Consider the following 24,341-nt stretch of genomic DNA (forward strand, 5'->3'; position numbering starts at 1 on the left):
CAAGATGAAACCAATCCGGCGACGGGATCAAGGATCGGGAGAAACGCCCCGCAACCATGGCGATGCGCAGCGACAGTGCAAGTGCGGCATGGCCTGCGTCACACGGCGCGGGAGCCTTCCTGCGCGCCTTGATGCTTGGGGCGGCCGTCAGTGCCGGGGCAGCCATGCCGGCGGCGGTTGCCGGCGAAAGCGGGCTTCCCGACACCTGTCTGAACGCTGCGCCGGTGGAGGGGGCGGAAGCGCGCGCCGAACCGGGCGAGCCGCATGTGTGGCGCACCGCGACCGGCGGGCTGCTGCGCCAGGCGGAGCTGGTGTCCCTGGCCGTCGATGATCCTGCAAGCGTCGGTCCCAACGCCGAGACCGGCGCGGCGGGCGTGCGGTTTGTGGCGCTGGGCGAAGAGATGGACCGCTGGCAGCGCCGCCCCGGACACGTGATGCTGTCTCCCGGCGATCGCTGGCTGGCCCGCGAACTGGTGCGACAGGGGCGGGCAATCGTCGCCCCGAGGCTTGCCGCGCGCGACTGCCTTGCCCACCTTTTGAAGGAAGAGGCCCTTGCGCGCTGGCGCAAGGCCGGCCTGTGGGCCCATGAGCGGGTGTGGTCGGCGCACGACCCGGAGGCGCTGTCCGAGCGCACTGGCCGTTACACGCTGGTGGCGGGCCGGGTGATTTCTGTCGGAGAGACCCGTTCGATGGTCTACCTGAATTTCGGCGGCCGCTGGAGCCGCGACTTCACTGCGACAATCAGCGCCGAGCGCAAGGCAGCCTTCGCAGATGCCGGGCTTGACGTCACGTCCCTTGACGGGGCAGCTATTCGCCTGCGCGGCATGGTGCGGCAGGCGGGCGGTCCGTCCATCGAATTGGTGCATCCCGCGCAGATCGAGCGGCTCGACAGGAATGGCGATCAGCGGTGAAGAGCTTGTCCAGAACAGCAGCACGTCCGGTTCGGCGCCGGGCGGCGCGCCCTCTCCGGCTCGTGGCGGTTTTCGCTGCGGCGCTGACGATCTCCGCTTGCCAGTTTTCCGGGTCCTCGCCGATCGAGATCGGCACGCCGGCGCCCGGCACCCTGCGGCCCGGCATTTCCAACGATCTGGGCGCGCGCGAGCATCCGCGCGTGGTGGCGACCTATGGCGGCGTCTATGAGGATCGCGGGGCGGAACGCGCCGTGGCGCAGGTGGTCGGCCGGCTGGTCGAGGCCTCCGACGACCCCTCGCAGAGCTACCGCATCACCATCCTGAACTCGCCGGCGGTCAACGCCTTCGCCTTGCCGGGCGGCTATCTCTATGTGACGCGCGGCCTCTTGGCGCTGGCGACCGACACGTCCGAAGTGGCGGCGGTGCTGGCGCACGAGATGGCGCATGTCACGGCGAGCCATGCGATCAAGCGCCAGCAGCGGGCCGAGGCGACGGAGCTTGCCGGCCGGGTGCTGGGCAATGTGGTGCGCGACCCGGACCAGCAGCGGGCGGCCATCGTTTCTTCGCAGTTGTCCTTCGCCCGTTTCTCTCAGATCCAGGAGCTGGAGGCGGATGCCGTCGGCGTGCGCACGCTCGCCAAGGCGCGCTACGATCCCTTTGCCGCCGCACGGTTCCTTACCGCCATGGGCCAGTTCGCGGCCTTCCAGTCGGCGCAGGGCGCGGGCAAGGGCGCGCCCGACTTCCTGTCCTCGCATCCGACCACGCCTGAGCGCGTGCAGACGGCGGTGCGTGCCGCACGGCAGATCGGCGCGCCGGGCCTCGGCGAGCGCGACCGCGATGCGTATCTGACCAAGATCGACGGCATGCTCTACGGCGACGACCCGCTGGAGGGCTATATCCGCGGCCGGTCGTTCCTGCACAAGGCGCTGGGCATCAGCTTCACCGCACCGCCGGGCTACGTGCTGGAGAACTCGCCGGAAGCGGTGCTTGCCAGCAATCCGAACGGCACGGCACTGCGTTTCGACGGCGCGGACCTGACCGATTTCCCGTCGCTCACCGCCTATATGACCAGCGGCTGGATCAACGGGCTCATCCGCGACAGCGTGCGCGAGGAAACGGTGAACGGCCTGGCCGCGGTGACGGCATCCGCGGTGACCGAGGGCTGGTCCTTCCGCATCGCAGTGGTGCGCATCGGGCGCACCGGCTACCGCTTCATCTTCGCGTCCCGCTCGGGCGGCGAGGAATTCACCCGCGACTACGAGGCGACGGTGAAGAGCTTCCGCCAGCTGACGCCGACGGAGATCGCCCGGCTGCGGCCGCTGCGCATCAAGGTGATCCGGGCCGATGCGGGCGACACGCCGGAACGGCTGGCCGTCGGCATGAGCGGGGTGGAGCCGGCCCGCCGGTTGGAGCTTTTCTCGATCCTCAACCAGACGCCTCCGGGCCAGATCATTCCGGCCGGTACGCCGCTGAAGCTGGTGGTCGACTAGAAGAACCGGCGCAGAGCAGGCCGGATAACAGGAGACGGCGATGGAACAGCACACCGGCGGATGCCTTTGCGGCAATGTGCGGTTTGCGGCAAGGGGGCGCCCCTATCGCGTCGGTCTGTGCCATTGTCTCGACTGTCGCAAGAACCACGGCGCGCTGTTTCACGCCTCGGCGATCTTTCCCGCCGATGCGGTGACCACCGACGGCGAAACCGGCGACTATCAGGGCCGGTTCTTCTGCCCGCGCTGCGGGTCGCCGGTCTTCGGGCGCAGCGAAGACGAAGTGATGATCAATCTCGGCGCGCTCGACGCGCCGGACCAGTTCACCCCGACCTACGAATTGTGGACCGTGCGACGGGAAGCCTGGTTGCCGGAGTTTCCGCTGAAATATCGTTACGAGCACGACCGTCCGGACGACAGCCGCACCGAGGACTAGCGGAAAGTGGGGCGTAGCGGATGACGGTGCGACAGGAGAGAGTTCCGTTTTCCTTCCGCAGCGATCCTCGCGTGCCGCCGTTCGACGATTTGGATCCGCTTGCAGTGATGGATGCCGAATGCGCCGTCTGCAGCTGGGGCGCGCGGATGATCCATCGGCTCGACCGGTCCGGACGGGTTCGCATCTGCCCGGTGCAGACCCCGCTCGGCGCGGCCCTGCTTGAGCATTACGAGCTTGCGCCCGATGACCCTTCGACATGGCTTTTCATCGACCGGGGCGTCGCGCATGCGGATTTCGACGCCATCATCCACGCCGGGCGCTGCTTCGGCGGCTGGGGACGGCTGACGGCGGTCTTCCTGCTGCTGCCCCGACCGCTGCGCGACCGGCTCTACGGATGGCTTGCGCGCAATCGCTATGCCCTGTTCGGCCGCGGCGACATGTGCGCCCTGCCGGACCCTGCCTTCCGCAAACGGCTGCTGAGGTAGACAAGAGCCTGCTGACGGCTAGCCGCCGTCGACCTTGGCGTAGGGCTGCTGCTGGTGGCCGGCGAGATAGGCGAGGGAGCCGAGGCCGGAGGCTATCTGTTTGGCCGCCTTGAAGGCGCGGCGGCGCCCGCCCTCGGGCGAGACGGCGAAGCTTGCGGCGGCGGGCAGGAACAGGAAGGTGCCGCCGACAATCCGGCCAAGGCCCTTCAGCAGGCTGCGCAGGGCGGCCTTCTGCCTACCGGCGCGCTTTTCATGCAGGCGCGAAATGTTGCCGGCGACGCGGAAGGTGCGGTTCAGCTGCCAGCGCAGGGTCGTGCGGTTGACCGGGACGAGCTCCTCGACCAGCGCATCCGGGATCCAGACGATGCGCCCGCCCGCATCGTGGACGCGGGTGAAGAAATCCGTGTCGCTGCCGCCGGTAAAGCGCATGGAGCCGTCGAAATGCAGGCCGAAACCGCCCGCCTCGCGCGCCCGGAACACCTTCGTCTCGACCAGGGTGTTATGGCCCTCGGCCTTGGTCAAAACGGTGCCGGACGGGCGCTTGTTGACCTGGTCGGGAACCATCCAGGAGGGGGTCTCGGGCGGCCAGGTGTAGAGAACGCGGCCGTAGTGGACCTCGGCCGGGAGTGTGCGGGTCGCCTCGACCATGGTTTCCAGCCAGCCGGGATGGGCGATCTCGTCGTCGTCGATATAGAGCACCCGGTCGAAACCGGCACTCTCGGCAAAGGTGCCGCAGCGATCGCGGGCGAAGGGAATGCCGAGCTCGGGCTCCAGCACGTAGTGGATGGCCCAGCCGGTCTCCGCCGCCACCTCTTGCGCAACGTGGCGCGAAGTCTCGCGGTCGTGGTTCTCCACCACGACGATCTCTGCCTGCACCCAGTCCGGAACCGACTGCGCGCAGACGGAGGCAAGGCACTCCCGCAACATCTTCGGCCGTTCTCTCGTGCAGATGGCGACGCAGAGTTTCATGAGCGCGCGGCTCCCTGTCCTGGCCCGCAAGCGGCCTGTTTCCGTCAGGGGAGTACCTGTTTCTCAGACGAGAATCCAGCCGGCGGGGAAGAGTTCGTCGACATAGACCCGGCGCAGCTCGTCGCGGGCGAACCACTTTCGCGGGGCGATAACATGGCGGTCCGGGTTGCGGCCGAGCCAGGCGCCCCACCAGCTGAAGCTGGAATTGGCGATGACGTGGTGGGCGCAGCGGCTCATCAGGTAGAGATCCTGCTCGCGGGTCTGGCCCTCGACCAGGGTGCGGCGGGGCAACTTGCGCGTCAACTCGTCGGCGGCTGCGATGTCGTCGGAAAAGACCAGCCAGGTCGCGTCCGGCACCAGCTGCGCCATCAGCTCGGCCGCGCGCATGTAATGCTCCGCACCGAGCAGGCCATGGGTAGCGGTGGTCTTGGCGTTGGCGGCATAGTCGCCGCGCCGCACATGCAGCGAGACGCTGGTCGGGGCGTCGGCGAGCGCAAGGCGGGCAGGATCGATGGTCGCGGCCACATGGTCGAGGGAGAAGAGGGCGCGGATCTCGTCGCGGCAGTCGGCAAAGAACTGCTCGGACTGGAAATAGCCGGCGAGATAGGTGCCGGCACGAAGCGAGAAGAATTCGTCGCCGTGGCAAAAATCCTTCTGGAAGTAGCTCGGTCCCGGCCAGAGCTTCTGCCGTTTCTTGCCCTCGCCGCGCCCCAGCGCACCGAGCAGCCGCGCCTTCAGCGAACTCGTGTCCGGCTGCCAGATGCGCGGAGACAGGCCGAACAGGTCGAGGCCGAAGGCGGCATGGGCGAAATCGAGATCGAGAGGGTCGACGAGCAGGTTGACGCCGAGGCGCTTCGCCAGTGCGTGGCCGGCGGCATACTGGAACATCTGGTTGCCGAGCCCGCCCCAGATCCGCATGCAGACCGGATCGTCGCCGTCCGCGTTGCCCGTTTCCGCCTGCTGCCCGTTTCCGGCTGCCATCGCTCGCCCCGTCCTTGCTGATCCGCTCTTGTTAGTCGGCATCGCTGCAGCGGACAAGCACGGCCACAAAGCCGCATGGATGCTTGAGCAAGGTCAAGGTCGCTCCGGTACCCTCGATGTATTCATTGATACGAGGCAAACACCCTGCATTCGGCGGCCCGGCAGGCCACCGGCGTTTCCTGAGCGGGGTGCTCTACCAGGAGTGCTCTTCGCCGTTCCACTGCAGGAAGCGGCCGGTATCGGCGAGAGTGAGGCCGGTCGCGACGGAGAAGATGCCGGCGGCGCTTTCCTGCGGATCGATCTCGGCGCTGCTGCCGCCCATGTCGGTGCGCACCCAGCCCGGATGCATGACGACGACGCAGATGCCTTCGTCCTGAAGGTCGACGGCAAGGCCCTGCATGGCCTTGTTCACCGCCGCCTTGGAGCTGCGATAGGCGTAGCTGCCGCTGCGCGGACGGGCGAGCGAGCCCATCTGGCTGGAAATCGTGACGATGCGCGGGGTGGCGGCGCGCCGCAGCTGCGGCCGCAGGGCCAGCGCCATGCGCATGGGGGCGAGGGTGTTCACCTGCAATTCGTGCTCCCAGGCCGCGAAGTCGAGATCGTCGAGCGACTGGTGCGGATTGAGGACGCCGGCATTGTTGAGCAGCACATCGACGGGAGTTTCCCCAAGAGCCTGCGCGAGTGCGGCGACGGACGCCCCGTCCGTCACGTCGAGAGCATGGATGGTCAGCCGGTCCGGATGGGCGGCAGCGAGGTCCGCAAGCGCTTCGGCGTGTCCGGGCGCGCGGCAGCCGGCATGGATGCGCCATCCGCCTGCAGCGAGGAAGCGGCGTGCGAGCTCCAGCCCGATGCCGCGATTGGCACCGGTGAGCACGAGCGTGGAGGTGGCAGGCGAGGTCATGGGACGGCTCCGGCAGGAGAGGCTCCGCGGCGGCGGCGGAGGGGCGGGGCGATGACAGGCTTGGTAAACGCGGCTACAAGGTCGCGCAAGCGGTCGCCGGGTCACGATCCGGTGCGAAACGTCACAATGCGGAATGCAGCGATGAGCAGCGAGCAGATTGGCCCCTTCCTGGGAACCTGGATCCTCGACCTGGACGAGAGCGAGTTCGACCAGAGCGACCTGCCGCAGGCGGCGACCTGCCGGATCGAGGAGGAATTCGGCCTGGTGACGATCCGCATGTCGATCATCTCGTCGAGCGGCGAGGAGATCTCCGGCGAGATCACCGGCGTGCCGGGAGCGCCGGGGGCGCGGCTGTCGGAAAGCGGGCTGGCCGACCGGCTGCTGCTCTATTTCGAGGACGAGCACACGCTCACCTCGGAGGCCAAGCGCGGCAATCTCACCCTGATGACGGCGCGGCGGCGCCTGTCCGACGACGGGCAGAGCCTGGAAGTGGAGCAGAGTGTCGAGGTACCGGGGCAGGGGTCGGTGGTGAACACCGGCATCTATCGTCGCGCTCAGTAGGGCCTGCCTTTTCGCCCCTCAGATCAGGTTTGGCCAGCGCATCAGGGCCAGCACGCCGCCCCACAGGACGAGCGACAGCACCCCGGCCAGGCGGAAGCGCGAGATGGTGCCGCGCGAATCGACCTGATCCAGCAGGCGCCAGGCCGGAACCAGCCGCAGCAGCAAGGCATTGACGGCGAGTGCGGCAAGAAGGACGGTCTTCGCCTGGAAGGCAGGATCGCCGGCAATCGCGACGGGGCGCGTCGACATCAGGGCGATGCCGCTGGCAAGCGCGATCAGCAGGCCGACAAAGGCCGTCTGGCCGAGCACGCGCGCAAGGTCCGCAAGCGGGGCGGAGCGCCAGAACCCGATCAGCCGCAGGTTGAGCGGCAGGACCGCGCCGACCAGCATCAATGTCCCGAACAGATGGGCGGCGGCGGCGGCTTCGCGCAGGTCCGCTGAGCCGGCCATCATGCGGGCGAGCTGCGATCCGGCGAGGAATTCGAGGAGCGGGGTGATATCCGGCATATCCCGACAGGCTTGCGAACGATGATCGTCCCTTCCCCGATAGCCTGATTCTCTTTGCTGCGGGGCGCAAGTCCTGCGGTTTTGCGCCTGGAGGGGCGATTTTTCTTGCAAGGCCCGGCAAGGCGATTACGTCTCGAACTGTCCGATCAACCTGAGGGTGAAATTGCGGGGGCAACGACAGGAGCTGGCGATGAACGTGCTTTCTCATGTGCGTCCTGGCGACGAGATGGCGGCGACGCGGATCTATTGCGAGGCGCTGATCCAGAAACTGCGGCCGTTCTTCGGCACGGCGGATGCGGCAGCAGAGTTCCTCGCGCCACATCTGCGCCATGACCGCGGCGTCTGCGCCGTCATCGATGGCCGGCTCGTCGGCATTGCCGGGTATCGTCTCGACGGGCATGGACTGTTCGAGCCGAAGTGGCGGCATTTCCGTGAGCGTTTCAGCCTGATGGGAACGGCGATCCGGGTTGCGGGCCTCGCTCTGCTCGACAAGGAGGAAGACGAGGACGTGCTGCCGATGGATGGAATTGCGGTCAGACAAGGGGCGCGCGGTGCCGGCGTCGGCAGCGCGCTGCTGGCCGAGATCGTCGCGATGGCCCGGCGCGCCGGCAAGCGGGCGGTAAGGCTCGACGTCGTCGATACCAATCCGCGGGCCAAGGCGCTCTATCTGCGCTGCGGCTTCGTCGAGGAGGGGCGACGCCGGCTCGACCTGCTGCGGCCGGTCTTCGGCTTTGCTTCGGTCACGACCATGCGACACTACCTCACGGACGCGGCAGGGAGTGCATGAGCGAGACCGGGGAGAGGGTCGAGACCGGACAGCTGCCGTCGCCGACCGCGCCGGTGCCCGACCGGCCGCAGGTGGCAGAGGTGGCGGAGCACGTGCCCGGCGCGCCGCAGACGCTCGACCGCGCGGCGATTGCAGTGGTGCTGATGCTTGTCGGCGTGTTCGGCCTGGCGCAGGGGCTCACCTATCCGCTGCTCTCCTTCATCCTGGAGCGGCAGGGAACGCCGGCCTGGCTGATCGGCAGCAATGCCGCCATGATGGCGCTGGGCTTGATCCTGTCCGCGCCCCTGGTGCCGCAGCTGGCGATCCGTTTCGGTGCGGCACGGCTGGCCATTGCCAGTGCGCTGCTGCTGGCGGTGCTGTTCGCGCTGATCGGCACGGTGCAGTCGCTGTGGCTGTGGTTTCCGGCGCGTTTCCTGCTCGGCGTCGGCATCAACGGGCTCTACATTTCCAGCGAGACCTGGGTGAACCAGCTGGCCCCCGACCGGATCCGCGGCCGCATGCTCGGCCTCTATGCGACGGCGCTTGCCGCCGGCTTTGCGCTCGGCCCGGCGACGTTGACGGTGACCGGCACGCGAACGCTCACGCCGTTCCTTCTTTGTATCGCGGTCTGTCTGGTCTGTGCGCTGCTGATTGCCTCGATCCGCCATCGGCTGCCGCGGTTTGCCGCCGGCGAAAGCGGGTCGATCCGCGCCGTTGCGCCGCTGATCCCGTTCCTGCTGGTGGTGACCGGCATCGCCGCCGCCTTCGACCAGGCGATTCTGACGCTGTTCCCGGTCTACGGCCTCGGTCACGGCCTCGACGAGGCGGCGGTGGCAACGGCGCTTGCCGTGCTGATCGTCGGCAACATCGTCTTCCAGGTGCCGATCGGCACGATGGCCGACCGCTGGGGTCCGCGCCTCGTTATGGTCGTTCTGTGTCTGCTGACCATTGCCGGCGCCGCGTTGCTGCCGGTGCTGATCGAGACGAAATGGCCGCTCTGGGCGATGCTTTTCGTCTGGGGATCCTCGGCCTATGGCGTCTACACCATCGCACTGATGGAGCTCGGCCGCCGTTTCACCGGCGCCATGCTGATCGCCGGCAATGCCGGCTTTGCGGTAATGTGGGGCGTGGGCGGCTTTACGGGGCCGGCGATCTCCGGTCTTGCCATCGATCTCGCCGGCCTCTCCGGCCTGCCGATGCTGCTCGGCGGCGTCTACGTGCTGCTGCTGGCGGCGACCCTGCTTCGTCGGCGAGGCTGAGCCCGCCGATCCTTTGCAGGATCAGTTGCCGGCGGCCAGTGCACCCTGCACCCGCGGGTCCGAGGCGCCGGCCAAGCCATTCTCGACCGCCATCACCGACTGGGTGGAGCCCATGGTGGCGCGCTCCTCCACCGTATGGCCGAGCCCGCGCAGGATCGCCAGCGTGTCCGGCGAGAAGCCGTCCTCGATGCGGATCTCGTCCGGCAGCCACTGATGGTGCATGCGCGGTGCGGCGGTCGCCTCGGCGATGTTCATGCCGTGGTCGACCACGTTGAGGATGATCTGCAACACGGTGGTGATGATGCGGCTGCCGCCGGGAGAGCCGGTGGCCAATACCAGCCGGCCGTCGCGAAACACCAGCGTCGGGCTCATCGAGGAGAGCGGCCGCTTGCGCGGCGCGACGGCGTTGGCATCGCCGCCGATGAGGCCGTAGGCGTTCGGCACGCCGGGCTTGGCGGAGAAGTCGTCGAGCTCGTTGTTGAGCAGGATGCCTGTGTCGCCGGCCATCATGCCGACGCCGTAGGAGAAGTTGAGCGTGTAGGTGTTGGAGACCGCATTGCCCTCACCGTCCACCACCGAATAATGCGTGGTCTCCTCGCTTTCGTAAGGCGCCGGCTTGCCGGGAGAGAGCCCGTCGGCGGGCGTCGCCTTTTCTGTGTCGAAATCGGCCATTCGCGAGGTGGCATAGGCCTTGGATGTCAGGCCCTTTACCGGAATATCGACGAAGTCGGGATCGCCGAGGAACTCCGAGCGGTCCGCATAGGCCCGCTTCATCGCCTCGGCCATGACATGGAGCGTTGCTGCCGAACCGGAGCCGGATGCGGCAAGGTCGAAGGGCTCCAGCATGTTGAGGATCTCCACGAGATGCACGCCGCCGGAGGAGGGGGGCGGCATGGAGACGACCTCGTAGCCGCGATAGGTGCCCGAGACGGGCTCGCGCCATTTCGCCTCGTAGGCGGCAAGGTCGTCGGCGGTCATGTCGCCGCCGCCTTCGCGGACGCGTGCCGCGATCGCTTCTGCGACCGTTCCCTTGTAGAAGCCGTCCGGGCCTTCGTCGGCGATCTTCTGCAGCGTTGCGGCGAGCTGCGGCTGGCGCAGGGTCTCGCCGGGCTCGTAGAAGCCGCCGTCGGCCTTGTAGAAGGTCGCGAGCGCCGCAGGATCCTTCGACAGGCGGGGCAGGGCCTGTTTTAAGGAGCCGGAAAGATCGTCGGAGACGGGAAAGCCGTCGCGGGCAAGCGCGATGGCGGGGGCGAGCAGCTCCGCGAAGCTGAAGCGGCCGCTGCCATGGCGGGCATGGGCGGCATGTAAACCGGCGACCGTTCCCGGAACGCCGACGGCAAGGCCGGAATAGCGGGATTTCTCGCTGTCGGCATTTCCCTCGGCATCGAGGAACATGTCCCGGCTGGCCGCGGCAGGGGCGAGCTCGCGATAGTCGAGAGCCAGCGTCTCCCCGCTCTCGGCCATGTGGACCAGCATGAAGCCGCCGCCGCCGATATTGCCGGCGCGCGGCAGGGTTACGGCAAGGGCGAAGCCGACCGCCACCGCCGCATCGACCGCATTGCCGCCGGCAGCGAGGATGTCGCGGCCGACGCGGGTCGCGGTCGCTTCCTGGCTGGCGACCATGCCGCTGCGGGCAAGCACCGGGTGGAAGCGGTCCGAGCCGGAGAGGATCGGCGCCGGCTGGGGCGCGGCTGGAGCGGCTGTCTGGGCAAGGCCGGGTCCTGCCCACAAGAGGCAGGCGGCAAGGGCGGCGCTGGCGATCCTGCGCGCCGGTGCCCGCTTGGGTGTCCTGTTCATCGTCTCACTCACTTCCGGTATGCTGTTCTGGACGGGCAGTCTGTCGGCTTTTGGCCGGCGCGGCCAGCCCTGTCAGGATTGCTGGGAGCGGACGCAAAAAAAACGGCGCGGCCCGCAAGGGACCGCGCCGCGCAGCATACGGATTGGGAAAGGAGGTGCCTCAGGCAGCGGCCTTCTTCGGAGTGATCAGGCCGCGATTGACCAGAACTTCCGCGATCTGCACGGCGTTCAGCGCCGCGCCCTTGCGCAGGTTGTCGGCGACGACCCACATGTTGAGGCCATTCTCGATGGTCGCGTCCTCGCGGATGCGGCTGACATAGGTCGCATCCTCGCCGGCGCTCTCGTAAGGCGTGACGTAGCCGCCGTCCTCGTGCTTGTCGACGACGAGCACGCCCGGCGCCTCGCGCAGGATGTCACGGGCCTCCTCGGCCGTGATCGGGCGCTCGAACTCGATGTTGACGCTCTCCGAATGGCCGATGAACACCGGCACGCGCACGGCGGTGCAGGTGACCTTGATCTTCGGGTCGAGCATCTTCTTGGTCTCGGCCAGCACCTTCCACTCTTCCTTGGTGTAGCCGTCCTCCATGAAGACATCGATATGGGGGATGACGTTGAAGGCGATGCGCTTGGTGAACTTCTCCGGGGTGATCGGGTCGTTCACGAAGATCGAGCGGGTCTGGTTGAACAGCTCGTCCATGCCGTCCTTGCCGGCGCCGGAGACCGACTGGTAGGTGGACACGACGACGCGCCGGATGGTGGCCGCATCGTGCAGCGGCTTCAGCGCGACGACCAGCTGGGCGGTCGAGCAGTTCGGATTGGCGATGATGTTCTTCCGGGTGAAGCCGGTGATGGCGTCGGCGTTCACTTCCGGAACGATCAGCGGCACGTCGGCGTCGTAGCGCCAGGCCGAGGAGTTGTCGATGACGACGCAGCCCTTGGCGGCGATCTTCGGCGACCACTCCTTGGATACGGTCCCGCCGGCGGACATCAGGCAGATGTCGACATCCGAGAAGTCGAAATGGTCGATGGCCTGGCAGGTCAGCGTGCGGTCGCCGAAGGACACCTCGACGCCCTGCGACCGGCGGGAGGCAACAGGCACGACTTCGCTGGCCGGAAAGCCGCGTTCGTCCAGGATGTCGAGCATCTCGCGGCCGACATTGCCGGTCGCGCCGACCACTGCGATCTTGTAAGCCATTGGTATTCAGTCCTCTCTTGCCGCTCCCCGCCAACCCGAAGCCGCCATCCCTGCGGGAGCCTCAGGTCCGTTCGGTCCCCCGTCGGACCCGGGGGGAGCGCGGGTCGAGAGGGCCGTCAGGCGGTCGTTTTGCGGGTCGTCGTCGTGGTCGTGCCGGCGCACGCGACACCGTTCGCGGCTTTCGTCGCGGTGAACGGGGCGTTGAAAAGGGCGCACGGCTTCGGCATGGGATCCCTCGCGGATCCGGACGGGAACTGTCCGGACCTCGACGGCGACTAGATGACGTCATGCGCGGCCAATGTCAACATGGCCTTGCGGATGCCGCCTTGCTGCGGGATCAGCCGTCGATGCGGAAGCGCAGCAGCAGCGTGCGCTGGAGGATCGAGCGGTTGTCGTCGGAGACGATGGTCAGGATGGTCTCGCCGGCGGCATTCCGATGCACGGCAACGCCTTCCATGTTGTCGATCTGCTCGGAAAAGCCGGCCTCAAGCAGCACGCGGCCGACGACCATTGCGCCGGGCTTCAGCTCGGTTGCAGGGAGCAGGCGCACCCGCATGCCGATGCCGTGGCGCAGGGTGAAGCGGCGCTCCAGCAGCACCATATCGCCGTTGTCCAGGAAGGTTGCGTCGGTGGCGTCGTAGGAGTCCTGCCGCAGAACGGTGAAGGTGCCGGGCGACGGTCCGCCCAGCAGGTAACCCGGCAGGTTCGAGTTGAAGGTTTGTCCGCGTTCGGAGACCACGACCAGCGTGCCGGCGAGCGGACCGGAGTTGGCGAAGGCGACAGCCTCCATGCCTTTGTTGTGCCGCAGGTTGCCGGTCATCGCGACGGGCAGGTCCAGCGCCCGACCTGGGGTCCGCAGGTCGGTCAGCGGATAGGGGAAGGCGTAGATCGCGTGGTAGCGCTCGGTCGCCATGTAGAGCTCGCCGGTGCCGTCCGGATTGCGGCGCAGGGTCAGGGCCTCCGCATCGCCGCGGCCACGGTCCATCAGCGGCCTGCCGCTGGGGTCGATGATGGCGCTGAGGCGGGCGTCGCGCACCGCGAGCGGCCGTCCGTTCGGGTCCGCGTCGATGGTTGCGGTGAGCCAGAGACCATTGTCGGAGATTGCCACCATCTCGCGGCCGTCGGCGCTCAGGACCAGGCCGGACAGGCCGCCCATATGGCGGTTACCGGACAAGAGCTCCAGCCCGCCGAGAAAAGTCAGCCCGCCAAAGCGCGGCTCGTCGGCACGGCCGATGCGGAACGCGTCGATCTGCTTGCTGCGGATCGTCACGTCCTGAAGGGGAACGTCGATGACCGCGCGGGCCGGGGCCGGCATCAGCAGCAGCACTGCCGTCAGCACGACGGCGGCCAGCGCGGCAGCGCGCCGCGTCCGGAGCCGCAGGGTCGGCAGGAGCCGGGTCATGGCGTCAGCGTGCCGCGCGGCGCCGTCCGCGGCTCCCGCGCGACAGTGCTTGCGTCTGCTCGTCGAAGAGGTCGGCGAGCTGGTCGGTCATCGCGCCGGCAAGCTCCTCCGCGTCGACGATGGTGACGGCGCGGCGATAGTAGCGAGTGACATCGTGGCCGATGCCGATGGCTATGAGCTCCACCGGCGAGCGGGTCTCGATTTCCTCGATGATGTAGCGCAGGTGCCGCTCGAGATAATTGCCCGGGTTGACCGACAGGGTGCAGTCGTCGACCGGGGCGCCGTCCGAGATCATCATCAGGATCTTGCGGGCCTCGGGACGGCCGAGCAGGCGCTTGTGCGCCCAGTCCAGCGCCTCGCCGTCGATGTTTTCCTTCAGCAGGCCCTCGCGCATCATCAGGCCGAGATTGCGCCGCGCCCGGCGCCAGGGCGCATCTGCGGACTTGTAGATGATGTGACGCAGGTCGTTGAGGCGGCCGGGCTGGGCCGGCTTGCCGGCGGCGAGCCACGCTTCGCGCGACTGCCCACCCTTCCAGGCGCGGGTGGTGAAGCCGAGGATCTCGACCTTCACGCCGCAGCGCTCCAGCGTGCGGGCCAGAATGTCGGCGCAGGTTGCGGCAACCGTGATCGGCCGGCCGCGCATGGAGCCGGAATTGTCCAGCAGCAGCGTCACCACGGTGTCGCGGAAGTTGGTGTCGCTCTCCTGCTTGAAGGCGAGCGGCTGCATCGGGTCGGTGACGACGCGGGTCAGGCGGGCCGTGTCCAGCATGCCTTCCTCCAGGTCGAAGGACCAGGAGCGGTTCTGTTGGGCCAGCAGCTTGCGTTGCAGCCGGTTGGCCAGCCGGGCGACCGCGCCCTGCAGGTTGAGCAGCTGCTTGTCGAGATGGCTGCGCAGGCGGTCGAGCTCGGCGGTGTCGCACAGCTCCTCGGCCGGCACCGTCTCGTCGAAGCGGCTGGTGAAGACCTTGTAGTCCGAGGTCGGCGGCAGGTTGGAGAACGGCAGCTCGCGGCGCCGGCTTTCGCCGGGCTCCTCGGCCTGGTCTGCCTGGTCGTCCTGGGTGAGTTCCTGGAGGTCACCGTCGAGGCCTTCGGTCTCGCCCGCCTCGGTCTCCTCGCCGGAGAGCTCCATCTCCTGCGGCGCGCCCTCGTCCTCGCCGCTTTCCTCCTCGCCGTCGGCGGAGGTCTCGCCGCGCTCGTTGCGGCCTTCGGCGTCGTCGTTCTCGGCGTTCTCGTCCTCGCTCTCCTGGCCGATATCCTCGTCCATCTCGAGCGATGTCAGCACCTTGCGCAGGCGCTTGGCGAAATCCTGCTGATCCTCGATCCGGTCGGCGAGCAGGTCGAGCGCGTTGCCCGCCTTTTCCTCGATCCAGCCGCGCCATTGGGCGATCATCGGCTCGGCGCTCCTGGGCGCAGGTCGGCCGGTCAGGCGCTCGCGCACCATGTAGGCGATCGCCTCCTCCAGCGGAGCATCCTCGCGGCTGGCCACGTCCGCATAGGCTGCCTTGCGGCTGCGCTCCTCCAGCATGGCGGAGAGATTGTCGGAAACGCCCGGCATGCGGTTGGCGCCGACCGCCTCGCAGCGCGCCTGCTCGACCGCGTCGAAGATGGCGCGGGCCGTCTCGCCCTGCGGCACCAGCTTGCGGTGCAGGCCGGGGTCATGACAGGCGAGCTTGAGCGCCATAGCATCGCCGAGGCCGCGCGTGACGGCGATCTCGTCGGCGGTGAGGCGCCGAGAGGGCTCCGGCAGGCGGGCCGTATGGCCCGACAGCGACGGCTTGTCGGAGGAGAACAGCACCTCGAGCTCGGCATCGGCGGCGATGGCGCGCATCGTGTCGCCGATCGCCCGCTTCAGCGGCTCGCTCGAAGGCTTGCTCTTCTCGGAAGGCGGATTGCGCATGGGACTGCCGGTCAGCTCATCACCACGTTGGCGGCGGACTCGGGCAGCTCCTCGCCGAAGCAGCGCTGGTAGAACTCGGCCACCAGCGTGCGCTCCATCTCGTCGCACTTGTTGAGGAAGGTGAGGCGGAAGGCGAAGCCGAGATCCTTGAAGATATCGGCGTTCTCGGCCCAAGTGATCACCGTACGCGGGCTCATGACCGTCGACAGATCGCCGTTGATGAAGGCGTTGCGGGTCATGTCGGCGAGGCGGACCATGCGCGAGACGATCTTGCGACCCTCGTCGGTCTGGTAGTGCTTCGACTTCGCCAGGACGATCTCGACCTCGTTGTCGTGCGGCAGGTAGTTCAGCGTGGTGACGATCGACCAGCGGTCCATCTGGCCCTGGTTGATCTGCTGCGTGCCGTGATAGAGGCCCGAGGTGTCGCCGAGGCCGACCGTGTTGGCGGTGGCGAACAGGCGGAAGGCCGGATGCGGGCGAATCACCCGATTCTGGTCGAGCAGGGTCAGGCGACCGGACACTTCCAGCACGCGCTGGATGACGAACATCACGTCCGGACGACCGGCGTCGTACTCGTCGAACACCAGCGCGATGTTGTTCTGCAGGGCCCAGGGCAGGATGCCGTCCCGGAACTCGGTGACCTGGCGGCCGTCCTTGAGAACGATGGCGTCCTTGCCGACCAGGTCGATCCGCGAGATGTGGCTGTCCAGGTTGACGCGCACGCAGGGCCAGTTCAGCCGCGCCGCGACTTGCTCGATATGGGTCGATTTGCCGGTGCCATGATAGCCGGTGACCATGACGCGACGATTGTGGGCGAAGCCGGCGAGGATCGCCAGGGTGGTCTGCCGGTCGAAGAGATAGTCGGGATCGAGATCGGGCGTGTGAGCGGTCGGTTCCTTATAGGCGGGAACCGTCAGGTCGCTGTCGATGCCGAAGGTCTCGCGCACGGACACGGTGGTGTCCGGCAGGTTTTCGACGGGCAGGGTCTTGTCAGTCATCTTTCCTCCGCTGGCCCGCCGCCGGCGGGATCCGCGATGTCGTGCAAAGCGCCGCGCGTGTCGACACGGCGCGAAATTCGAACCAGACCCTATTGCCAGAGCCTCGTTCGGCCAAGTGAAAACGCCTCGTCGCTGGCGGCGCTGGCGCGAATTGCGCCGGGAAAGGACCCCCCCTGCGACGGGAGACCGCAGGCCGGCCACTGCCGGACACGATCCTCAAACACGGGAGACCTACGATTTCATAGCCGATCCGGACCAACTGGCAAGCCTGCTTAAGGACAAGGCAGCCAGGTCGGTTCAGCAGAAGCCGGCCTTTTTCAGCAAGGAGTAGGCGTTGATGATCTCGCGCAGCCGGTCTTCCAGCGACCGATCGCCGCCATTGGCATCAGGATGCAGCCGCTTCACCAGCTCCTTGTAGCGGCCCTTGATCTCGGCGTCGCGGGCGTGATGCGGCAGGCCGAGCGTGTCGAAAGCGCGCGCTTCCAGCTGCTTCAGCTTGGGCGCTCGGGCGCCGCTTCCTTCCGTCCGGCCGCCGCGTCCGGCGCGCTTGCGCGCCTCCGCGCGGGCCCGGGCCGCCTGGCGCGGGTCGACATCCGACCAGGCCTGGGCACTTTCGCCGACCGCCTTGGCGTTGACGCCCATCTTCCAGGTGGGGCGATGACCGGTCAGGGCATCACGCTGGTAGGCGCGCGTCTCGTCGTCGTCCATGCCGGCGAAATAGTTGTAGGACTTGTTGTAGTCCCGCACATGGGCGAGGCAGAAATGATGATACTCGCCGTCGGCATGGCGCCCCTTCGGCGCCCGGTGGGTGCCGGGCTCGTCGCAGCCCTCCCAGTCGCAGGCCCGCTCGCACACGAACTCCTCCTCCGCAGCGCGGCTGCGCTTCGGGCTGATGCGAATGCGGTCGAAGATGTCCGAAGTCACCGGTCCTGGTCCAGTTTCCGTGATCTGCGGGGCGGGAATGCGCAGCTCTTGCCGCGGCGATCCGCATAAATAGGGGGAGGGGGGCGCCTTCGGCAAGGTCTTGACGGCGGCGAAAAGTCTGTCACATGGAAGGCATGAGTATCCGGAACCTGATCGAACAGCGCCTGCGCGAGGCTTTTGCCCCGCAGAGCCTCGAGGTTATCGACGAATCCGAGCGGCACCGCGGACACGGCGGCTGGCGCGAGGGCGGCGAAACCCACTTCCGAATCCGCATGGTGGCGAACACGCTTGCCGGCCAGAGCCGCGTCGCGCGCCACAGGGCGGTCAACGACTGCCTGAAGCCCGCATTCGACGCCGGCCTTCATGCGCTGGCAATCGAGGTGCGCACGCCCGACGAGCGCGACCCCCGCGGCGGCGGGCCGGCCTCTCTCTCTTGAACTCGCTTCCGCTTCGTCCGATCAGCCGGGCTGCACCGTCGGGGCAGGGGCCTGCGCAGTCGCGGCCGCCTGGCCGGCGAAAACGGCCTTGACCGATCCGGCGACTTCCTTCGAAAGCGGTGTGATCTTCAGGCGCGTCACGCGGTTCTTCTCTCGCTTGAGCACGGTGAACCGGTAGCCGTGGAAGGTGAAGGCCTGCCGCTCCTCGGGGATCATGCGGGCCTCGTGGATCACCAGTCCGGCGATCGTCGTGGCCTCGTCGTCCGGCAGGCGCCAGTCGACCGCGCGGTTGAGATCGCGGATGGGAACCCCGCCGTCGACGATGATCGACCCGTCTGGCTGCGGGCGGACGCCGGCAAGTTCCACGTCGTGCTCGTCCGAGATCTCGCCGACGATCTCCTCCAGGATGTCTTCCAGCGTCACCAGGCCCATCACCTCGCCATACTCGTCGATGACGAGGGCGAAATGCGCCTTGCGCTTGAGGAAGGCATTGAGCTGGTCCTGCAGGCTGGTCGTGTCCGGCACGAACCAGGGCGGGGAGACGATCTGCTCGATATCGATGCTCGAGGCGTCGCCGCCGGCGGCTGCCAGCGCGCGCAGCAGGTCCTTGGCATGCAGTACGCCGATATAGTTGTCGGTCTGCCCGCGCCACAGGGGCAGGCGGGTGTGCGGGCTCGCCAGCGCGTCCTGGATCAGCCTGTCGACCGGCTCGTCTGCGTTCAGCGTGTTCATCTTGGTGCGGTGGACCATCACGTCCGACACTTCCAGGTCAGCGAGATCGAGAAGGCCGCCGATGCGATCGCGCTCGGCCTTCACCAGGCCGCCTTCCAGATGCTGCAGGTCGACGGTGCCGCGCAGCTCCTCATGGGCGGACAGGATGTTGCGGTTTTCCGACACGTCGATACCGAACAGGCGCAGCAGGGCACGCACGATCATCTCGACGGCGCTGACGACCGGCCCGAAGACGATCACGACGATGCGCACCGCCGGGGAGACGGCGATGGCGAAGCTGTCCGGATTGGAGATCGCCCAGGTCTTGGGCAGCACCTCGGAAAAGATCAGCACGAGGGCGGTCATCACCAGCGTCGCATAGACAACGCCGGCATCGCCGAACAGGCTCAGCAGCACATTGGTGGCGAGCGCCGAGGCGAGAATGTTGACCAGATTGTTGCCGAGCAGAAGCGCACCAATCAGCCGCTCGCGGACCATGATCAGACGGCTGACGACGGCCGCACGCCGGTCGCCGGTCTTTTCTAGCTGCAGCATGCGCGCCCGTGAGGCGGCAGTCAGCGCGGTCTCCGAGCCGGAGAAGAAACCCGACATGACCAGCAGGACAATGATCGCGAGGATGGAAAGCCAGAGGCTTGCGTCACTCATCTGTTGTCGTCTCGCTCGTGTTGGTGCCGAATATGCGACCGTAGCGGCCGCTGTCGATCAGGACCGGGCGGCCAGTTCGTCCGTCAGGAAGTCGCGCAGCGCGGCAGGGTCGACGCCGCGCTCGATGAAGGCTTCGCCGATGCCGCGAACCAGGATGAAGGTCAGCGCGCCGCGGCTCACCTTCTTGTCCTGCGCCATGATGTCGAGGAAGCTCTCGGCCGGCGGCATCTGTCCCGGGATATCACCGATATGGGTGGGCAGGCCGACGCTGGCAAGGTGCGCGGCGACGCGATCCCGGTCCTGCGGCGGGCACAGACCTAGACGGACGGAAAAGTCGAAGGCAAGACGCATGCCGATGGCGACGCCCTCGCCATGGACGAGGCGCGTGCCGTCATAGGCGACGATCGCTTCCAGCGCATGACCGAAGGTGTGGCCGAGATTGAGCAGCGCTCGTGCGCCCGTCTCGAACTCGTCCTCGGCGACGATGGCGGCCTTGGCGCGGCAGGAGACCGCGATCGCCTCCTCGCGCTCCGCCCCGCCGGCAAAGACTGCGGCGTGGTTTTTCTCCAGCCAGTCGAAGAAGCCGGCATCGCCGAGCAGTCCGTATTTGACGGTTTCGGCATAGCCGGCGCGGAATTCGCGCAGCGACAGCGTGTCGAGCGTCGCCGTATCGGCAAGCACCAGCGCGGGCTGGTGGAAGGCGCCGATGAGGTTCTTGCCGTGGCGCACGTTGATGCCGGTCTTGCCACCGACGGAGGAATCCACCTGGGCGAGGAGCGTCGTCGGCATCTGCACGAAGGGCATGCCGCGGCGGACGCTGGCCGCGACGAAGCCGGCAAGGTCGCCGACCACGCCGCCGCCGAGCGCGACGATGGCGTCGTTGCGCTCCAGCCGGGCTTCCAGCACGCGGTCGCAGACCGTCTCATAGACGGTAAAGCGCTTGCTGGCCTCGCCGGGCGGCAGCAGGATGGTCGCAAAGCCGATCCCGGCGGCCTCGAGCGAGGTCTGCAGGCGCTCCAGATGATGGGTGGCGACGGTTTCGTCGCTGACGATGGCGACCCGGGAGTGCGGCAGCCGCTCGGCAATGCGTGCGCCGGCTTCCTCCACCAGCCCGCGGCCGATCAGGATGTCGTAAGAGCGTTCGCCGAGAGCGACCGGAACACGCAAGGGGTCCCCGGCCCGGGTTTCGGCCGTCACGGTCTCGGATGTCATGGGCGCGATGCTCCTTCAGCCTGTTCGCTCACGGTGGGGGCGAAACCGAAATGCGCTTCGAGCGCGGCAACGATCTCGGCGACGACAGCTTCGTGCGGGACGTCGCGCGACTGGATGGTGAGATCGGCTTGCGCATAAACCGGCTCGCGCTCGGCGAGCAGCCGGCGCATCACCGCTTCCGGATCCGGATCGTTGAGCAGCGGCCGGTTCGGCTTGCGGCGCACCCGGTTCATCACCAGCGCGAAGTCCGCCTTCAGCCAGATCGAAAGGCCCATCTCGCGCACTGCCGCGCGGGTCTCGGCGTTCATGTAGGCGCCGCCGCCGGTAGCCAGGATCTGCGGCCCGTTCTTCAGCAGGCGGGCAATGACCCGCTGCTCGCCGGCGCGGAAATAGGCCTCGCCATGCTGGGCGAAGATTTCCGGGATGGTCAGGTTCGCCGCCGCCTCGATCTCCGTGTCCGCATCGACGAAAGGCAGCGAGAGGGTCTGAGCAAGGCGGCGGCCGACGCTCGACTTGCCGCAGCCCATGATCCCGACAAGCACGACGGAGCGCGTGCCAAGTCCGGTCACGAGGCGGGCAGCACGCTCTTCCTCGACGAGATTCGGCAGGACGGACATGTGATGGCACTCTCCCCTTGTGACCCATCGCTTTGCCCTTGTCCTGCCCGCCTAGTCAAGCCTGCTTGCGGTGCCTCGTGCCATCGGGCACTTGCATCGCAGGCGGAGACTGGCCGATAAGGAACCCAACCGCTGGCCGTTCCTCAGTCCGATACGACGCCGATGCCCACGATCTTCCGACTGCTGTTCGTCCTTCTGGTGCTGACCGGCGCGGTCGCCGGAGCGATCTTCGCATTGGGCACCTTCATCGAGCCGGAACCGCACGAGATCACGGTGCGCCTGCCGATGGACGGCTTCGGCCGATAGGCCGCGGCGGGAGGACGGGATGGCACGCGATGACCTGCTGATCGAGAGCTTTCTGGAGATGCTGTCGGCCGAACGCGGGGCGGCCGACAACACGCTCGAAAGCTATCGCCGGGATCTCGACGACTTTGCCGGCTTCCTGAATGCGCGAGAGGCGTCCGCGGCAACCGCCTCGCGCGAGGAGGTCACCGCCTATCTCTCCGAACTCACCCGGCGAGGCTATGCGGCAAGCTCGCAGGCCCGGCGGCTGTCTGCCCTTCGTCAGTTCTACCGGCACCTTTTCGCGGACGGGCTGCGGGGAGACGATCCGACGCGGACCGTTGCCACGCCGAAACGCCGCCCTGCCCTGCCCAAGATACTCGGCGAGGAGGAGGTCGACCGGTTGCTCGGCGCTGCACGCGAGGCCAGCGAGGTCGAGGGCCTGTCGCCGGCCGCCCGGCTGAGGGCGCTGCGCATGCATGCCCTGCTGGAGGTGCTCTATGCCACGGGCCTGCGCGTGTCCGAACTGGTGTCGCTGCCGCTCTCGGCGGCGCTGCGCGACGAGCGGCTGATCGCGGTGACCGGCAAGGGCAACAAGGAGCGGCTGGTGCCGCTCGGCCCGGCGGCGCGCGAGGCGATGCGCGCCTATGTGGCGTGCCGACGAGCGGAGGGCGTCTATCCGGCCAGCCGATGGCTGTTTCCCTCGCATGGAGAGAGCGGACATTTCACCCGCCAGGCCTTTGCGCGCGACCTCAAGGACCTTGCGGTGTCGGCGGGGCTCGATCCTTCGGCACTCTCGCCGCATGTGCTGCGGCACGCCTTCGCCTCGCATCTTTTGCAGAACGGTGCGGACCTGCGTGTCGTGCAGCAGCTGCTGGGGCATGCCGACATCTCGACGACGCAGATCTACACCCATGTGCTGGACGAACGGTTGGCGGCCCTTGTCGAAGGCCACCACCCGCTGGCGCGGCGCGACTGAGATCTCAGCGCGGCATCAGCACCCAGATGTCGAAGTCGAGGATGACGCTCGGGTCGTAGGCGCCGTCCGGCCCGGTCAGCGGGAAGTCGTGACACGGGCGGTCCTTCGTCGCGATCATCCGCAGGCGCAGGGCTCCGACGTCGTGGCGGCCGGAGATCTCGGCCTTCTCCAGGACTTGCGACCAGGCGAAGACCGTGTTTCCGGCAAACAGTGGCGCGACATGGCGTCCGGCATTGATGCCGGCGATATGGAAGGCGTTGCCGAGCCCGTTGAAGGACAGGGCGCGGGCGAGCGAGATGACGTGGCCGCCATAGACCAGCCGCCGGCCGAAGCGGCCCTGGCCTTCCGTGACCTGGTTGAAATGGACGCGCGCGGTGTTTTGGTAGAGGCGGGTGGCGATCTGGTGCTCGGCCTCCTCGACGGTGATGCCGTCTACATGGTCGATGCGCTCACCGACCGTGTAGTTGCCGAAGCGGTGAGGGGAGCCGGCAAGATCGTCGTCCCAGGCCTCTCCATCGATCAGCGGGCAGGCGTCGCCCAGGGCGTCCGACGCAATCGCGTCGGGCAGTTCCGGCACCACCGCGTCCGGCGCCGGGCTGGCCGGATCGCGCTTGTTGACCATCACCCAGCGGACATAGTCCAGCACCTCGGTGCCGTCCTGATTGTAGCCGGTGGAGCGAACATAGACGACGCCGGTGCGCCCGTTGGAATTTTCCTTGAGGCCGATCACCTCGGAGACCGCGGAGAGCGTGTCGCCGGGATAGACGGGGGCGAGGAAGCGGCCGCCGGCATAGCCGAGATTGGCGACGGCGTTGAGCGAGATGTCCGGAACGGTCTTGCCGAAGACGATATGAAACACCAGCAGGTCGTCGACCGGCGCCTCGGGATAGCGGATGCGCTGGGCGAAATCATCGGAAGACTGCACTGCGAAGCGGGAGCCGTAGAGGGCGTTGTAGAGGGAGACGTCCCCCCGGGTCACGGTGCGGGGCGTGGCGTGGCGCAGAACCTGGCCGACGCGGAAATCCTCGAAATAGTTGCCCGGACTGGTCTTACTCTTGGTCATGCCGCATCCTCCCTCGTCGCTTTTCGCGGTGCAATAAGACAGGCTGGAGGGAGGCTGCGCAAGCACGACCTTGGGCGCGTGCCAGGTTCACGAGCAGGTTGCCGGCGCGACGACAAGGGCTTAACAAGGCTGATGCTCCCGGAAGCCATGTTTCCGGCGCCGCAAACCAGAGGGACCAAATCATGGCAGACGAGCAGCACGAGCCGGAAGGCGGCAGGCCGGAGTCGTTTCCCGCCTTCCCCAAGGAGTTGCTGACGGGATATCGCAGCTACCGCGAGCATTCGCACAAGCCGCATCGCACCGACTACGAGCGCCTGGCGCTCTACGGGCAGCAACCCGAGGTTATGGTGATTTCGTGCTGCGACAGCCGCGTCACACCGGAGGGTGTTTTCGCCGCCGGACCGGGCGAACTCTTCGTGGTGCGCAACGTCGCCAATCTCGTCCCGCCCTACGCGCCCGACAACGACTACCATTCGACCAGCGCAGCGCTCGAATTCGCGGTCCAGGCCCTGAAGGTCCGGCATATCGTGGTGCTCGGCCATGGCCAGTGCGGCGGCGTCAAGGCGTTCCTGAACCAGGATGCCGTGCCGCTGTCGCCGGGCGACTTCATCGGCAAGTGGATGACCCTGCTCGAGCCGGCGGCCGAGTTCCGGTGCCTGAAGCTGGAGCGCGACGAGGATCCGCAGCTGGCGATGGAATATGCCGGCATCCGCCAGTCGCTGGTGAACCTGCGTAGCTTCCCTTGCGTCCAGATCCTGGAAGAGAGAGGACGCCTTGCCCTGCACGGCGCCTGGTTCGACATCGGCTCGGGCGAGCTGCGCGTGCTCGATCAGGTAAGCGAGCGCTTCGTTGCCGCGCCGACCATCTTCGCCTCCGGCTTTGCGCCCGGAGGCTGAGA

25 protein-coding genes are annotated in these 24,341 nt (G+C 67.6%); 11 read left to right on the plus strand and 14 right to left on the minus strand.

Annotation, left to right across the window (positions count from 1 at the left end):
• Nucleotides 1–56 precede the first annotated feature (56 nt).
• From MNI96_RS07225 to MNI96_RS07240, 4 genes are all read left to right on the plus strand, one after another.
• Complete coding sequence (locus tag MNI96_RS07225) at nt 57–911, plus strand: hypothetical protein (protein ID WP_249691676.1); 855 nt, start codon at nt 57–59, stop codon at nt 909–911.
• Between the two features lie 62 nt (nt 912–973).
• The gene (locus tag MNI96_RS07230; RefSeq protein ID WP_249691678.1) at nt 974–2,401 is read left to right on the plus strand and encodes a M48 family metalloprotease; all 1,428 of its coding nucleotides are present in this window, start codon (nt 974–976) and stop codon (nt 2,399–2,401) included.
• Nucleotides 2,402–2,441: 40 nt separating this feature from the next.
• A complete protein-coding gene (locus MNI96_RS07235; RefSeq protein ID WP_249691680.1) occupies nt 2,442–2,834 on the plus strand; it encodes a GFA family protein in 393 nt (130 codons plus the stop codon).
• 107 nt (nt 2,835–2,941) lie between these two features.
• Nucleotides 2,942–3,319 (plus strand): thiol-disulfide oxidoreductase DCC family protein, encoded by a 378-nt coding sequence (locus MNI96_RS07240; protein ID WP_249692211.1) that lies wholly within the window; start codon nt 2,942–2,944, stop codon nt 3,317–3,319.
• Nucleotides 3,320–3,337: 18 nt separating this feature from the next.
• Here the strand turns inward: MNI96_RS07240 and MNI96_RS07245 are convergent, their stop codons facing one another.
• From MNI96_RS07245 to MNI96_RS07255, 3 genes are all read right to left on the minus strand, one after another.
• Nucleotides 3,338–4,288: a glycosyltransferase family 2 protein gene (locus tag MNI96_RS07245; RefSeq protein ID WP_249691682.1), complete on the minus strand. Its 951-nt coding sequence runs from the start codon at nt 4,286–4,288 to the stop codon at nt 3,338–3,340.
• A 63-nt stretch (nt 4,289–4,351) separates the two neighbouring features.
• Nucleotides 4,352–5,269: an alpha-1,2-fucosyltransferase gene (locus tag MNI96_RS07250; RefSeq protein WP_249691683.1), complete on the minus strand. Its 918-nt coding sequence runs from the start codon at nt 5,267–5,269 to the stop codon at nt 4,352–4,354.
• A gap of 193 nt (nt 5,270–5,462) precedes the next feature.
• Nucleotides 5,463–6,170 (minus strand): SDR family oxidoreductase, encoded by a 708-nt coding sequence (locus tag MNI96_RS07255; RefSeq protein WP_249691684.1) that lies wholly within the window; start codon nt 6,168–6,170, stop codon nt 5,463–5,465.
• 141 nt (nt 6,171–6,311) lie between these two features.
• On the opposite strand from MNI96_RS07255, the gene MNI96_RS07260 reads away from it, so the two are divergent.
• Nucleotides 6,312–6,731: a hypothetical protein gene (locus MNI96_RS07260; protein ID WP_249691685.1), complete on the plus strand. Its 420-nt coding sequence runs from the start codon at nt 6,312–6,314 to the stop codon at nt 6,729–6,731.
• A gap of 18 nt (nt 6,732–6,749) precedes the next feature.
• On the opposite strand, the gene MNI96_RS07265 is transcribed toward MNI96_RS07260, so the two are convergent.
• Nucleotides 6,750–7,238, minus strand: a complete 489-nt coding sequence (locus MNI96_RS07265; protein WP_249691686.1) for a hypothetical protein — start codon at nt 7,236–7,238, stop codon at nt 6,750–6,752.
• Between the two features lie 190 nt (nt 7,239–7,428).
• Here MNI96_RS07265 and MNI96_RS07270 point away from each other — a divergent pair, with 190 nt between their 5' ends.
• Both MNI96_RS07270 and MNI96_RS07275 read left to right on the plus strand, forming a co-directional pair.
• Nucleotides 7,429–8,025 (plus strand): GNAT family N-acetyltransferase, encoded by a 597-nt coding sequence (locus MNI96_RS07270; protein WP_249691687.1) that lies wholly within the window; start codon nt 7,429–7,431, stop codon nt 8,023–8,025.
• Nucleotides 8,022–9,263 carry an MFS transporter gene (locus MNI96_RS07275; RefSeq protein ID WP_249691688.1) on the plus strand — a complete coding sequence of 414 codons (1,242 nt, stop codon included), beginning with the start codon at nt 8,022–8,024 and terminating at the stop codon, nt 9,261–9,263. Before MNI96_RS07270 ends, MNI96_RS07275 begins: the two co-directional genes overlap by 4 nt.
• A gap of 21 nt (nt 9,264–9,284) precedes the next feature.
• On the opposite strand, the gene ggt is transcribed toward MNI96_RS07275, so the two are convergent.
• From ggt to MNI96_RS07305, 6 genes are all read right to left on the minus strand, one after another.
• Nucleotides 9,285–11,060, minus strand: coding sequence for a gamma-glutamyltransferase (gene ggt, locus MNI96_RS07280; protein ID WP_249691689.1), 1,776 nt, complete (start codon nt 11,058–11,060; stop codon nt 9,285–9,287).
• 160 nt (nt 11,061–11,220) lie between these two features.
• Nucleotides 11,221–12,255 (minus strand): aspartate-semialdehyde dehydrogenase, encoded by a 1,035-nt coding sequence (locus MNI96_RS07285; protein WP_249691690.1) that lies wholly within the window; start codon nt 12,253–12,255, stop codon nt 11,221–11,223.
• 337 nt (nt 12,256–12,592) lie between these two features.
• A complete protein-coding gene (locus MNI96_RS07290) occupies nt 12,593–13,657 on the minus strand; it encodes an esterase-like activity of phytase family protein (RefSeq protein ID WP_249691692.1) in 1,065 nt (354 codons plus the stop codon).
• A 4-nt stretch (nt 13,658–13,661) separates the two neighbouring features.
• Nucleotides 13,662–15,554, minus strand: a complete 1,893-nt coding sequence (gene cobT / locus MNI96_RS07295) for a cobaltochelatase subunit CobT (RefSeq protein WP_249691695.1) — start codon at nt 15,552–15,554, stop codon at nt 13,662–13,664.
• 11 nt (nt 15,555–15,565) lie between these two features.
• Nucleotides 15,566–16,552, minus strand: a complete 987-nt coding sequence (gene cobS / locus MNI96_RS07300) for a cobaltochelatase subunit CobS (protein WP_249691697.1) — start codon at nt 16,550–16,552, stop codon at nt 15,566–15,568.
• Between the two features lie 297 nt (nt 16,553–16,849).
• A complete protein-coding gene (locus MNI96_RS07305) occupies nt 16,850–17,476 on the minus strand; it encodes a DnaJ domain-containing protein (protein WP_249691699.1) in 627 nt (208 codons plus the stop codon).
• 134 nt (nt 17,477–17,610) lie between these two features.
• Here MNI96_RS07305 and MNI96_RS07310 point away from each other — a divergent pair, with 134 nt between their 5' ends.
• Nucleotides 17,611–17,913, plus strand: coding sequence for a BolA family protein (locus MNI96_RS07310; RefSeq protein WP_249691701.1), 303 nt, complete (start codon nt 17,611–17,613; stop codon nt 17,911–17,913).
• Between the two features lie 21 nt (nt 17,914–17,934).
• On the opposite strand, the gene MNI96_RS07315 is transcribed toward MNI96_RS07310, so the two are convergent.
• The 3 genes from MNI96_RS07315 to MNI96_RS07325 are packed head-to-tail and all read right to left on the minus strand — an operon-like array spanning nt 17,935 to nt 21,119.
• Complete coding sequence (locus tag MNI96_RS07315) at nt 17,935–19,290, minus strand: HlyC/CorC family transporter (RefSeq protein ID WP_249691703.1); 1,356 nt, start codon at nt 19,288–19,290, stop codon at nt 17,935–17,937.
• A gap of 57 nt (nt 19,291–19,347) precedes the next feature.
• Entirely contained in the window at nt 19,348–20,487 is a 1,140-nt protein-coding gene (gene aroB, locus MNI96_RS07320; RefSeq protein ID WP_502960318.1) for a 3-dehydroquinate synthase, read from the minus strand.
• 11 nt (nt 20,488–20,498) lie between these two features.
• Nucleotides 20,499–21,119 (minus strand): shikimate kinase, encoded by a 621-nt coding sequence (locus MNI96_RS07325; protein WP_249691707.1) that lies wholly within the window; start codon nt 21,117–21,119, stop codon nt 20,499–20,501.
• Between the two features lie 162 nt (nt 21,120–21,281).
• Between MNI96_RS07325 and MNI96_RS07330 the strand changes: the two genes are divergently transcribed.
• Together MNI96_RS07330 and xerD are read left to right on the plus strand one after the other, a co-directional pair.
• Nucleotides 21,282–21,425 (plus strand): hypothetical protein, encoded by a 144-nt coding sequence (locus MNI96_RS07330; protein WP_199270317.1) that lies wholly within the window; start codon nt 21,282–21,284, stop codon nt 21,423–21,425.
• Between the two features lie 19 nt (nt 21,426–21,444).
• On the plus strand, nt 21,445–22,380 hold the full coding sequence (gene xerD / locus MNI96_RS07335) for a site-specific tyrosine recombinase XerD (RefSeq protein ID WP_249691710.1): 936 nt from the start codon (nt 21,445–21,447) through the stop codon (nt 22,378–22,380).
• A 4-nt stretch (nt 22,381–22,384) separates the two neighbouring features.
• Here xerD and MNI96_RS07340 read toward each other — a convergent pair whose 3' ends face one another.
• Nucleotides 22,385–23,443 (minus strand): MaoC family dehydratase, encoded by a 1,059-nt coding sequence (locus MNI96_RS07340; protein ID WP_249691712.1) that lies wholly within the window; start codon nt 23,441–23,443, stop codon nt 22,385–22,387.
• A 182-nt stretch (nt 23,444–23,625) separates the two neighbouring features.
• Between MNI96_RS07340 and MNI96_RS07345 the strand changes: the two genes are divergently transcribed.
• Nucleotides 23,626–24,339, plus strand: coding sequence for a carbonic anhydrase (locus MNI96_RS07345; RefSeq protein ID WP_249691714.1), 714 nt, complete (start codon nt 23,626–23,628; stop codon nt 24,337–24,339).
• Nucleotides 24,340–24,341: the final 2 nt, after the last annotated feature.

Source organism: Stappia sp. WLB 29 (genome assembly GCF_023507705.1).
Classification (GTDB): domain Bacteria; phylum Pseudomonadota; class Alphaproteobacteria; order Rhizobiales; family Stappiaceae; genus Stappia.